Genomic DNA, 11,818 nt, shown 5'->3' with positions numbered 1-11,818 from the left:
GTCTTTCTCTCCTTACTTTTTTCCTTGATGAAAAAAGTAACAAAAAAATCAAGACATAAAAATGCTTCAACCGCACAGGTCCGGGGCACTGCCCGTCCCGATAGCTATCGGGATCGGGCCAACGCGCTTGGTTTCTCATCATAGGTTTGGTAAGAAAAAAACAGCACTAGGAAAGCGCAGATACCTTAATCAGTGGCGTCATTCCCCGCCTGCAATAGATACTATGAAAAGCTAAAGTTATTGCGAGGGAATCCCCTGGCCTTGCAATCGTAAGTATGAAATGCAGTTGTTTTAACTTTATTAAAATATTAATGAAGTTAAAAGACATCTGACCCTTAGGCTAGCAGTTCTAAATAAACACAACAAACTTCTTCGGCAGGTCTTTCTCTCCTTACTTTTTTCCTTGATGAAAAAAGTAACAAAAAAATCAAGACATAAAAATGCTTCAACCGCACAGGTCCGGGGCACTGCCCGTCCCGATAGCTATCGGGATCGGGCCAACGCACTTGGTTTCTCATCATAGATTTGGTCAAGGAAGGCTTTGCTGATTCTAAATAAACACATCAATACGTCTAGCATCCCGATTTTCTCGGGATAAACGATTCTATTTCACTCTACGTCAGCGGATCCCGATAGAATCGGGACAAGCTGCTGACATACTATAGTCAAAGCGGAATCGCTAGTAGTCGGACAAGATGCTTGCACCGGATTGGGTGTATTAAATATACTTATCCAAAATATCCATAGTCCGCTCATCGTACAACCAGGTAATCTCCCTGTGACTTTTATGATTCAGGCGGGCTCCGGCATTCAACAATAATTCCAACACTTCATGTGCATTGTATTCAGCTGCCTGACCAATTGCGTTTTGATACATGTAAGTGGTGTTGTAATCCCACCCCTGTTCAATCCGCTCTTTTAAAAAGGCCACATCATTTTCACGAGCTGCAAAGATCTCGGGCTCTACCGGGGATGATTGCGCATATCGGGCGAATTTATCAAATGAATAGTCACAGACCTGACTGGCACTACTTCCTTTGATCACAATTTTTCCATAGTCTTTACTCGAATCTTGAACGCATATTCCAAGCGAAGCATCTGGATCCAATAATCCAATCCAGAGAACATTCGGATCTTCAGACAGACTGCTCGCCGCGATTCGATCTAATTCTTCGAGCGTATAAAACTTTTTCACTTTAACCGTACGCAAATCGTTAATGGGAAAATACAAGTAATGATTATTATATTGACGTCCGTTAAACAACCTGAGGTAGTGAAAAAAGGCCCCTGGAAGCTTGATGCGGTACGTGTTCTCAAATCTGACAACTTCTTCCGCTTTCAGCCTACTCTTTTGTTCTTCCCCTGCATACCAGGAAACACCAGTCCAATACTCAAAATCATAAGCATTATTATGCATTCTCTCAGGCATTCCGGCAGGTCTGAACTTTTCCTGCCATCCAGTGAATATCCTTTCATTTGTGAATCTTGTAACCTCCATCAATGCAGACTTCGAATTGTCGTGCTGCGTAACGCCAGTAACCGCCGCGGCAAAGCGTTCGCTTAGTTTACCGCTTCGAATTCCGGTCGCACATTCATAGGTAACGATCTCTGTAAATTCATCGCCCTTTTCAAAATAACGCCAGTAGTTTTTATACGGATTAAAAGGATATCCGAACTGGCCGGCTCTCAGAAAGAGTTCAATGACACTGAGTTTTCTAGGGAAAAAATTTTCGACACGAGGTGGTTTCCCACCGTAATTACTTTCCATAAACGCAGAGAAGTCATCGTCAAGAAAATCGTTCAGCGAAAACATGGAGATACTATTGTTTTGTACTGTTCTCACCTTCAATCCACATTGATATCCTTCTATTTCCTGCCATAGGTATGCAAACCACGCACAAAACAATGCGGTCTCACTAAATCGATATTGATAATAACCCAGCAATGACACAGGAAATTTTCTTACATCAATCTTGACAGAATTTTGCGCTTTCGCTTCGGCAATTGTTACTGAATCTTCCTCATGCAATTCATGGTTATATTGTGGCTTAACAATGAACTCTTCATCCTGTAGAATATCAACTCCTCCATCATAGTTGATTGCGACAGACGATCCAAAGTCATCAATGCCTCTCCAAAATTCCAGGTAAGGGAAACACTTGTTACCATCCGGCTCAAGCGTATCATAGTTTAGGCGAGTGATTACATCTCTTAAACGCGCCTTGGTGTATTCCGTTTGATCCTCCAAATAAGCAGCAAATGATCGGACATCACGAGCTGCACGTTCGTGCAATTCGCCTTTATCTATGAAGTATTGGATTATTGACTCAACATGCGATAGGCAAATTAAGAAAAGTCTCGAATTCTTTATTGTGAGAATTCGATTACCTAATGCTAACGATTTTTACTTTGAGTGCCAGTGAAGCCCTAGTAAATCATTGATTTTTGAAATTGAAACCCCTCACTGTGCATTCGGCGTACTTTATAATACATGATCCATTTGGCTATGTGTGCATTCATTTTGACTCGCTGGGTCCGGAAAATGGCAACAAGAGTGTCTAGGTAGTGGAGATTTGCTGGCATTTCGTCAGTGGGACGCTGACTACACTAGGGAAATATTAAGATCCTGGGCGCTAAATCAGGCAATAGAGTAAGTGCTAATCTCCACCACATCCTCCGCATCCACTGCAACCAGATGAGCAACCGCTGTCACTTGAGCATCCGCTTGAATCTGAGGAACAAGAACCGATAGTATCGAAGACAGACCAGCAACCTGTGCTACATCCACTCGATGTGTCCTGTGTTGTCAATTCTTTCATCAACACTTCATCAATTTCTTGTGAAAGAGCGACTTCATATCCAGGTATAAGAAATATGTTGCCTGCAATTAGCTGTAAGATCTTTCGTGCCTCGTATTTATTATTTACAGTATAGTTAGCCAGTTTTTTCTCTACCTCTTCTAGTTCAATTTCAACTTTTCGTTTGAGTACCTTACCTTGATTTGAGTAAGAAACACCTCCAAAAACTATTCTTAATAATGATGACGAGAATGCATCACATACTGTATGTGATAATTTTATCTTGTTATGATATTGCTTTTCGCCCTTAGCGTTCTCATATCCTATTTTGATCAGATTCCTAAACAAAATACTCCGATATGAATTATTCTTAAACATTGAAAGATAAACCAGCTCATGGGGCTTGTGGGCATAATCAGAAAAATTGGCCCCTATTTTAATGTATTTGTATGATCTTTCTGGTTCTTTTCGGCTTGGTTTGCGTGTTATAGTTTCTGTTATAAGCACTTGCTTAAGCAGGAGGTCCATCAATGTATATTTTAATAGGTCCCTTAAAACCGCACTACTTCCTTGTTTCAACAGTAGTGTTTCAGCTGGGGTTAACGTAGCGAGTATCAAACAAAGGGCTTTTTAATGATCCAGTTTGCAAAGGTATTTACGCGTACGAAATTACCAGGCGTAAAGCGTTTTTCTTTTGGAGGCCAAAGATCTTCAGGAGCCTCAGTGTTAAATTTCTGCTTATAGACCTGTAGTGTTTCTGTATACCAGTCGTTAAATTTCGCATTCTCTTTTATACCTCCTTTTGTTGGGCCATGGTGTATTTCGCGTTCTAATACGTCAGCGCAGAATTCTTTCCAATACGAGCGGGTATAGAGCAGGTGCAGATGCCACACCTGGTCAACTTCGTCGGATGGTGTCAACGGTTTATTGGAGATGCAAATCAAAAACATAAACCGCTTATATTCTTCAATAGCACGTAATGCAAAATCATGAGTCCAGACATTCTCTCGGGCTAGGCGATCGCTAAAAGTGAACTCAGAATTATCGTCATCGAGCTCAAAGTCTTGTATTTTCATCCACAATGTAAGTTCGCTTCCGGTTATATTCAAGGGTAAAGATTAAAGGGTACTTGTAAGTAGCTAAGATAATAAATAGGACAAAACGTTACTTGTTTATGAAGCGTCTCGCTTGCATTTCGTCAGCGGGACGCTGACTACCATTTGCAAGCGAGACGCTTGCACCAGATCGGGTGTATAAAGTTTGAATTAACAGGATATGATGGGATAAATTCACATCAACTCCTACTGCAGGATTTGTAGCTCCTGTAATAAAGTGGTGAGCGATTTTGAAGTATGTTCTAGCTTCGCGCTTAATCCAACAGCTCATCTCGCGATTACCTGTAATTTTATGAAAAATTTTTCCTGTGAAAATTATATGATTGTTTTACTAAGCTCATAATATAATCAATATCAACATCTTCACTGTTGTGTACAGCTTCATAGTCTCCTGCTCCCCAATGGCCTTTTTCTGAAACATCGTAAAATAACTTCTTAGGATCGTTCAATAGTCCCTTCTTTAAATTGATTCTTTGTTTAAGACTATTTTTCCTTATATCTATGTCAGTAATTATTTTCGTGTTAAGTTTAAAACCTATATAAATTTTTGTTGGACTTATCTCTATATCATCTAATTGAAGGAGGCGTGATTTTAAAGATTCGTAAAGTTCTACTATTTCCTGGCTTCCTTTCATTATAAGATCTTCTTCATTATACACTTTTATTTCCTTACTTACTTCTTCAATTTCTCCGCCTACTTTAGCCACTTGCCTAATGCTTTGACTTGACGTCTTCTTGATTTGATTGAAGCTTATTATATTATTCTCATATTTCTTTATTTCCCAAAGTTCTATCGCAACATCTTTGAAGTTAGTGGCAAGCTTTTGGTTATCGGTAAAACTAGGAGCAACAAAGACTACACGGCTTTGTGACCAATCAATATCATCACGTTTTAGGTTCGTATTTAAACTTTCGTTGTATTCTATTATGAATTCAGCCTTATTTTCAAGCATAAGGCTGAGATATGAAAAGCCCTGATCAATCACACTAATATTCCGATCTCTTTTAAATTCTATTATTACAAAACCATCAGTTTGCTTATCAAATGCCAGCGTATCGATACGTTTGTTTTTTATTATAAATTCAGATTTAACAAACTGAAGATTGGTAAGAATTGGAAGATTTTCTTCTACTAGTTTTTGAATATCTTTTTCAAGCTTAAATTGTGACTCGTTCACCTGTCTCAACTTACCATTACTATTTGTATATATTGCCATTGTATCAATTGGTGTAGCATTGATAATATAATTTCAAGTTCTTATACCATTAAAAATTTCTTTATGGACTAATGAACTATCTAAAATATATAATATCGAAAGTTAGTGCAAGTCCTGGGGCAAGGACTGGCGAGATTGAGACATATTTTATCTCTAACTCTACTGTTGTGGCAACAACACAACCAACCTACAGAGCTTTCTGACAACATTCTTATGGACTAACCCCTTGGAGTATATACACGTGAACCGGTAGCCGCAGGGTTTGTAGATTAGCCAGAAGCCTGGTTGTATAGCAGTGCCAGGGAGTATGCTAATACTGCAAAGGGATTAATTGATTTGGTGTTTATTGAATGATTGGTGTTTCGATTTCCTAGCGCAAGGGTCTCCCTTGTGCTTAATATATGGTAAGCGTCTCGCTTACAATTCTATTTTACCCACGTCAGCGTGACACTGACACAGTATACGTCCAAGCGGACGCTTGAACGAGACGCTTGCACCAGACCTGGATTCCTCAGTAATAAAAGCCGCAAGTATCAGATGAAATTCAGGGCTGGGTGCGGTTCTTCCATCCTGACTTAAATCAAAATACGCCATTGGGACAACGTATTGGAGATTACAGTTTCTTTTCATATGATGTACATGAGGCACTTCATTTATCTAATGCAGAACAAAAAATGATTGACGACTGTATAATGTTAATCCAGCAAGAGATTCATGCCCGAATTGACAATGTCAGTCAAACTGTTATTTCATCATCGAGCTGTATTGTGAGCAAGTTTAACATACTTTCGGCTAGAAATTCAGACAGCCAATTTTATACGCTTTTAGGATCTGGAACTCGCTTTAATCAAATCTGTGAGATTTTTAATGTCTACGGAAATTCAGACCGCTGTATACCAGTCATAAATTTGATTCTCTTTTCCGTGTCATGAGATTCAGGAAGTTCATCAGCGTGTATCGAATAAACAGGTCCATCCGATTCGAATCTTACAATTTCGATTAGGGCAACGTAGCCTGGGATATTCCCTCCAAACCAATATGGATCCTCTCGTTGCTTCCAGGTGACGAGCGATAAAATATCACCATCAGTATAGGGGGCCTGATGCGCTGCATGATGTGCTGCAGCGTTGTTACCATAAAGCGTTGACATTGTTGTGTCGTGCGCGCTTATGAAAGTTGCGATCATATTTCCTTCAAGCGGATTGAATCCTATTTCAGATACATTTATAAGTGAAGCTGACTCATTATACACATCATGGCGGTGCTCGTTCGTGCATCCTGCAACAAGCAGACTTATAACAAAGGCTAATTTGTTAAACTTTTTCATGGTTTCTTATAAACAAGGGGTTGAGTAAACACAAAATTACTTTCTTTCCTGGGCGTATGACATGCAACACATTCCTGCGTAAACAATGCGTCGTTCCCATAGGGCACCAGTTGCTTTCCCAGCCACCGGGCCCAACCCCAACCCTCAGTGTCTGCATATTTCTTCTGATCTTTGATCATGAATTCAACCTGTTTGAATTCTCCCGTTCGGATTAAGCCAGTTGAGTCGGCTGCCTGCGTCCACGCAACTTTGGCAAACACGGTACCATCAGGCCAAGGGTTGGTGTTATCGTTGGCAATAGCCTCGACTGCAACTGAATTGCCGTAGATAACCCGCATGGTACCGTTGTCAAAACGATCGGTAGTACTGATCGCTTTCCATCGTTGATAATCCGGGATAAAGTCAATCCCGTTTGCTGTCGGCAAAGGTTGGGAAATGGACGAGTCCTTTTTCTGACTTGGCGCCGGGGAGGTACCATTCTTTACAGAAAGATTTCGTGGTGATATTTTCACGAGATACCTTTTAATAGCATCAATATCATCAGTTGATAAATGCGCTTCCGGATGCAAAAGGGAATACTCTGGGGGTGGCATCTCATTGGCTAAAATCCTGTTCAATCCCCAAAACAGCTTTGCCTTCTGCTGAGGAGGAGTCAGTTTATCCCATTCAGAAAAATTAAGGGCGGCCCGTGCCTGTCTGATATGCGAAGTCACAAGCCAGTATGCTGGTGCCAGTTCATCGAACCATTTTAGCTTTGTCTCGTTGGAGTGACAGTTGTAGCATGAGTTGCGGAGGACTTGACCTATATCCGGTGAAACTTCGATCTCGCCAGTGACTGGAGGGTTTTCAAGCGGCGGCCGGTAGATCTGTATGATCACAAGAAAAACGGCCAGAAACCCCGCCGCCATGAATATGTTCTTCTTCCAGTTTTTCATAAATGTGTGTTGATTTTACCGTGGCAAACGTAGCCTGAGCATTGTCAAAAAAAGCCCATAATGGGCTGCAAAAGGCAAAAAACGTGTGTGAAGCCGAAAATACGAGCTTAAAAGAGCTGTTCAAATCCGATATTTGCCCATTCGTCACCTGATACCATGAAGAAGAAATACCTATCTATCTATACATTGCTTGGACTGTTGATCACGGTTATCGCCATTATCAGCGTTGCAGAATCATACCTCTTTTCCAGCACCCGGCAACATCTCCTATTGGCTCAGCTTGAAACCAGCAGACGCGAAGCGCGTGAGGTGGGCAGACTCCTCGAAGAGCAACTGGCCGATGGGAATACCGCCGCTACTGTAACAGAGAACCTCCAGCGCAGCATAGAAAACACTGATTCTCAATCCGGATTTATCTGTATGTATGATACAACCGGAAAGGAGCTTTGTCATCCGGATCGCTCAAGAATCGGGCTGATGGTTACTGAAGGCAACTCGCAGATCAGCGGACTGAGTGAAAACACTTCGCAGTCTCTATTTAATGTATTGACGCAGGGTGAACCTTCCGGCGGACTGAGAACCTTTGGAGACAGGCGGGAATCCGAAATCATATATGTATATCCAGTCCAGGGTACGGGTTGGATGGTGGCCGCTCACGCCAATCTTGTCGCTATCAATAGCCAGTTAGACAACCTTCGTAATAAATTCTTACTCACACATATCATAGCTGGAATACTCATTATCACATTTTCGTTTTTCCTGGTACGATTCATCGGGGGGCGTTACGAGACCGCACTCGAATCCGAAAAATCTCAGTTACAGGAAGACCTGAAAAAGCTCTCGTTGCTCAACGCTGATCTGGAGGGTTATCGTGAGAGAATTGAGAGCATGAATGTTTCTTTAGAAAAAAAGGAAACAGAAGACAACAATGGAGGCGCGGTGAACCGAAAACGTATACTCACTTACTGGAGAGATGAGCTTGTTTCAATTCCTGTAAAAAACGTAGCTTTCTTTTATACACAGGAGTCGGCAACGCATATACACTGTCGGGACGGCAAGGTATACACTCATAATGACAGTCTCGATGAACTGATGAAGCAACTGGACATTGCTTTATTCTTCCGTGCCAACCGGCAGTTTATTGTCTCGATACATGCTATCGATAAGATATTCAGGTACGGTAAAAATCAACTGAAGATCACTGTCAGTCCTGACGCACCAGAAGTTATCCTTATCAGTAAAAACAATGCTGCCACCTTCCGGGAATGGCTCAACTCCTGACAATCGATGGAGGTACATCAAATATTAAAAAATAACACACTCAAACTTGGGCTATCTCCAATGCGAAACGTGTAGGCCCCCCTCTTACTGGTGCAAGCGTTCGCTTGTACCTATCCTTAGTTAGAAGCGTCTCGCTTCAGTAACAGCTTATTGAATTGATAGCCTGCTTATATTTACAGAAATAAGCCCCTATCCTATCCCATGAGCAGAAAGTATAAGATACGTGACCAGGAAAGTTATACTTTGTAACTTTTACCGTTATTAACTGGATTGATCTCTTTATCAGAGATGAGTACAGACAAATCTTTGTAAACAGTGTAAAATACTGCCAGGAAAATAAAGGGCTTGATGTCTATGCTTACTGCATTATGACAAGTCATGTGCATATGATCGTAGGTTCTAAAGGGACGTATCCACTCGAGGGAGTAATTAGAGATATGAAGGCTTTTACATCAAGAAGCATTCGCAAGGCTTTGGAAGATTCAAATCACGTTCACGAAAGCAGAAGGGAATGGATGCTTTATATGATGTACAAGGCAGGAAGTTACAATAGCAATAATAATGATTTTCAGCATAGCCAGCCAATTGGGCTTACTGACAATATTCTTATGGATAAAACCTTAGAATATATACACACGAACCCGGTAGCCGCAGGGTTTGTAGATCAACCAGAAGCCTGGTTATAGCAGTGCCAGGGACTATGCTAATACTGCAAAGGGATTAATTGATTTGGTGTTTATTGGATGATTGGTGTTAGGATTTATCAAGATACTTTAGTCGTATACCGAGAGCATCGGTTCATGTCAGCGGACGCTGACATATTATACGTCCAAGCGGACGCTTGAACGAACGAGACACTTGTACCAGATCGGGGTTTAGTTTAAAATTCCCAGAAAAACTACTCAAAATGTTAGCTTAGTTGGATTCGAGCTCCTTAATAATTTTTGAAGGAGGTACCTTTAAAGCTTCGGCTATTTTGAATAGTGTTCCTATCGTTGGTTGTCTAAGACCTCGTTCCAAGAGAGAAATGTAAGTTCTATCTAGGTCACAATCCGCGGCAAGGGCTTCCTGAGTTATGCCGTTTTTCTCGCGTAGATTCCTTAGTATTTCGCCAAAGCGTTCTTCCAGGCTTTTCATATTAGATTGGCCTGAAGCTGAAAAACTTCAAAAAATATCCTTGAAGACTATAGTCAGAATTTAAATAATAATTATCTTAGCTGTGAAATAACTGATCATTAGTCAGTAGATAATAATAATTTTGCGAACCTATCAGAGATTTTAGGCATTCGCACTTAGAACCTCGTTCTGGAAAACTGGAAATTGAATGGACACGAGGCAATAAGTGAGGTGCTCACGTTTTGGCGTGGGCCCACTTATTCGTGTCCAAGGTATTCCAGTACCTCCAGAACGGTAAGTTGGGTTCCGCGCCTCTTTTTTTGTCGCAATCCAGCTTACCATTACCAAGTTTTTTAGACACTCGAATGATTCGGGTGAAGGGGCCCGAAGTGCAGGCTATGTCCTGCACTTCTTTAAAATATCTTTTACTCCACCACATGAGTAGCTATAAGGATCATAGCGACATCGAATTAATTACACTATTACAATCCGGAGATCCTCTGGCATTTGAAACAATTTACAGGAAATACGCTGGAGCGCTATATACCTATGCACGAAGAAGTATTTCCATTCCGGAAGATTGCGAAGAAATTGTACAAGACAAGTTTGTATTGTTATGGATCCGGCGCCAACAGCTTAAATCGTTTCAATGGCTCTTCAACAGATATAAGTTTATCGTTAAAGGCTTCTGTCAATGTAAAGAGATTTTAAGTAAGCAGCCCGTGTTCAGCGTTGACATAAAGCGTCAGGGTTTGAACTCTCTAGTAGTTAAATTCTTTTAGGCAAATGAATTCGTATCAACACTATACCGATGGCGAATTGGTGGCGGTCCTGCTCCAAGGCGAAAAAAAAGCCTTCGAGGAGATTTATTACAGGTACATAAATCCGCTTACGCAATACGCCCGGAAACGAATTTCCGACAAGGATGATTGCTTCGAAATCATCCAGGAAGTATTTGAATCGATTTGGCTACGGCATTCAGAACTTGCTCATATAACAATTCTGGAAGCCTACCTCTACAGAATGGTTAAATACAAAATCATCCGATACTTCCAGCATAATCAGGTTGTGAAAAAATACCAGGATCACTTCGCGCGGTTCGAAGTGATAATAAGTGAGCTTGCTGACGAAGAAGAAGAGGTAGAAACCCTTCGCGCCTTAATAAAGGGAAGTATGAACGGACTACCGGAACGATGTCGCATGGTTGTACAATTGCGAATAGACGAGAATCTCACCAATGGAGATATCGCCAAAAGGATGAACATTGATAAAGCTACTGTGAAACGGTACATGACTTCGGCATTGAAGTACTTCCGCAAACTGCATTCTCCTCTTTATAAATCTCGCTTCTAGCGCAAGGGTCTCCCTTGTGCTTTATCAGAGACGAGTACAGGCAAATCTTTGTAAATAGTGTAAGGTATTGCCAGGAAAATAAAGGGCTTGATGTCTATGCTTACTGTATCATGACAAGTCATGTACATATGATCGTGGGTTCTAATGGAACGAATCCGCTCGAAGGAATAATAAGAGATATGAAGGCTTTTACGTCAAGAAGCATTCGCAAAGCTTTGGAAGATTCTAATCACGTTCACGAAAGCAGAAGAGAGTGGATGCTTTATATGATGTACAAAGCAGGAAGTTACAATGCAAACAATAACGACTTTCAATTGTGGCAACAGCATAGCCAGCCAATTGAGCTTACTGACAACATTATTATGGATAAGAACTTGGAGTATATACCTGTCCCGTAGCTGCAGGGTTTGTAGATCAGCCAGAAGCCTGGTTGTATAGCAGTGCCAGAGACTATGCTAATACTGCAAAGGGATTAATTGATTTGGAGTTTATTGGATGATTGGGTTCGGATTTCTCAGGATATTTCAGTCGTATACGAGAGCATCGGTTCATGTCAGCGGACGCTGACATATTATACGTCCAAGCGGACCCCGATAGAAATCCATAGCCGTCAAGCTAAGGAATAAAGGATCTTTTGGGTATTCAACTTCTTGTTTTTTAACTCAGTAAGATATTT

12 protein-coding genes are annotated in these 11,818 nt (G+C 41.1%); 5 read left to right on the top strand and 7 right to left on the bottom strand.

The genetic code is table 11. The features are described 5' to 3' along the window. Nucleotides 1-718 precede the first annotated feature (718 nt). The 6 genes from KK060_RS23605 to KK060_RS23580 form a co-directional block, all read right to left on the bottom strand. Nucleotides 719-2,293: an ankyrin repeat domain-containing protein gene (locus tag KK060_RS23605; protein WP_254157525.1), complete on the bottom strand. Its 1,575-nt coding sequence runs from the start codon at nt 2,291-2,293 to the stop codon at nt 719-721. A gap of 364 nt (nt 2,294-2,657) precedes the next feature. After that, a complete protein-coding gene (locus KK060_RS23600; RefSeq protein ID WP_254157523.1) occupies nt 2,658-3,377 on the bottom strand; it encodes a hypothetical protein in 720 nt (239 codons plus the stop codon). Between the two features lie 35 nt (nt 3,378-3,412). Further along, nucleotides 3,413-3,907, bottom strand: coding sequence for a glycine-rich domain-containing protein (locus KK060_RS23595; protein ID WP_254157521.1), 495 nt, complete (start codon nt 3,905-3,907; stop codon nt 3,413-3,415). Nucleotides 3,908-4,203: 296 nt separating this feature from the next. Further along, on the bottom strand, nt 4,204-5,130 hold the full coding sequence (locus tag KK060_RS23590) for a DUF5655 domain-containing protein (RefSeq protein WP_254157519.1): 927 nt from the start codon (nt 5,128-5,130) through the stop codon (nt 4,204-4,206). 871 nt (nt 5,131-6,001) lie between these two features. Next, nucleotides 6,002-6,457, bottom strand: a complete 456-nt coding sequence (locus KK060_RS23585) for a hypothetical protein (RefSeq protein ID WP_254157518.1) — start codon at nt 6,455-6,457, stop codon at nt 6,002-6,004. Then, the gene (locus KK060_RS23580; protein WP_254157516.1) at nt 6,454-7,365 is read right to left on the bottom strand and encodes a heme-binding domain-containing protein; all 912 of its coding nucleotides are present in this window, start codon (nt 7,363-7,365) and stop codon (nt 6,454-6,456) included. The genes KK060_RS23585 and KK060_RS23580 overlap by 4 nt, the downstream gene beginning before the upstream one ends. 183 nt (nt 7,366-7,548) lie before the next feature. Here KK060_RS23580 and KK060_RS23575 point away from each other — a divergent pair, with 183 nt between their 5' ends. Together KK060_RS23575 and KK060_RS23570 are read left to right on the top strand one after the other, a co-directional pair. Beyond that, nucleotides 7,549-8,673: a LytTR family transcriptional regulator gene (locus KK060_RS23575; RefSeq protein ID WP_254157514.1), complete on the top strand. Its 1,125-nt coding sequence runs from the start codon at nt 7,549-7,551 to the stop codon at nt 8,671-8,673. Between the two features lie 260 nt (nt 8,674-8,933). Beyond that, nucleotides 8,934-9,359, top strand: coding sequence for a transposase (locus tag KK060_RS23570; RefSeq protein WP_367397537.1), 426 nt, complete (start codon nt 8,934-8,936; stop codon nt 9,357-9,359). A gap of 229 nt (nt 9,360-9,588) precedes the next feature. Here KK060_RS23570 and KK060_RS23565 read toward each other — a convergent pair whose 3' ends face one another. Then, nucleotides 9,589-9,810: a helix-turn-helix domain-containing protein gene (locus tag KK060_RS23565; protein WP_254157512.1), complete on the bottom strand. Its 222-nt coding sequence runs from the start codon at nt 9,808-9,810 to the stop codon at nt 9,589-9,591. Between the two features lie 416 nt (nt 9,811-10,226). Here KK060_RS23565 and KK060_RS23560 point away from each other — a divergent pair, with 416 nt between their 5' ends. The 3 genes from KK060_RS23560 to KK060_RS23550 are packed head-to-tail and all read left to right on the top strand — an operon-like array spanning nt 10,227 to nt 11,540. After that, nucleotides 10,227-10,571 carry an RNA polymerase sigma factor gene (locus KK060_RS23560; protein ID WP_254157510.1) on the top strand — a complete coding sequence of 115 codons (345 nt, stop codon included), beginning with the start codon at nt 10,227-10,229 and terminating at the stop codon, nt 10,569-10,571. A 4-nt stretch (nt 10,572-10,575) separates the two neighbouring features. After that, entirely contained in the window at nt 10,576-11,142 is a 567-nt protein-coding gene (locus KK060_RS23555; RefSeq protein ID WP_254157508.1) for a sigma-70 family RNA polymerase sigma factor, read from the top strand. Between the two features lie 14 nt (nt 11,143-11,156). Beyond that, the gene (locus KK060_RS23550; protein ID WP_254157506.1) at nt 11,157-11,540 is read left to right on the top strand and encodes a transposase; all 384 of its coding nucleotides are present in this window, start codon (nt 11,157-11,159) and stop codon (nt 11,538-11,540) included. Nucleotides 11,541-11,818 lie beyond the last annotated feature (278 nt).

The sequence above is a fragment of the Chryseosolibacter indicum genome (assembly GCF_018598585.1).
Taxonomy (GTDB): domain Bacteria; phylum Bacteroidota; class Bacteroidia; order Cytophagales; family Cyclobacteriaceae; genus Chryseosolibacter; species Chryseosolibacter indicus.
Note: the sequence above shows the minus strand (reverse complement) of the source record. Positions and strands in the feature narration are given on the sequence as shown.

Bases quoted from the DNA above. Each gene is read 5' to 3' on its own strand.
- KK060_RS23580 (WP_254157516.1), bottom strand. From the start codon at position 7,365: ATGGCGGCGGGGTTTCTGGCCGTTTTTCTTGTGATCATACAGATCTAC.
- KK060_RS23560 (WP_254157510.1), top strand. From the start codon at position 10,227: ATGAGTAGCTATAAGGATCATAGCGACATCGAATTAATTACACTATTA.
- KK060_RS23590 (WP_254157519.1), bottom strand. From the start codon at position 5,130: ATGGCAATATATACAAATAGTAATGGTAAGTTGAGACAGGTGAACGAG.
- KK060_RS23565 (WP_254157512.1), bottom strand. From the start codon at position 9,810: ATGAAAAGCCTGGAAGAACGCTTTGGCGAAATACTAAGGAATCTACGC.
- KK060_RS23555 (WP_254157508.1), top strand. From the start codon at position 10,576: ATGAATTCGTATCAACACTATACCGATGGCGAATTGGTGGCGGTCCTG.
- KK060_RS23575 (WP_254157514.1), top strand. From the start codon at position 7,549: ATGAAGAAGAAATACCTATCTATCTATACATTGCTTGGACTGTTGATC.
- KK060_RS23585 (WP_254157518.1), bottom strand. From the start codon at position 6,457: ATGAAAAAGTTTAACAAATTAGCCTTTGTTATAAGTCTGCTTGTTGCA.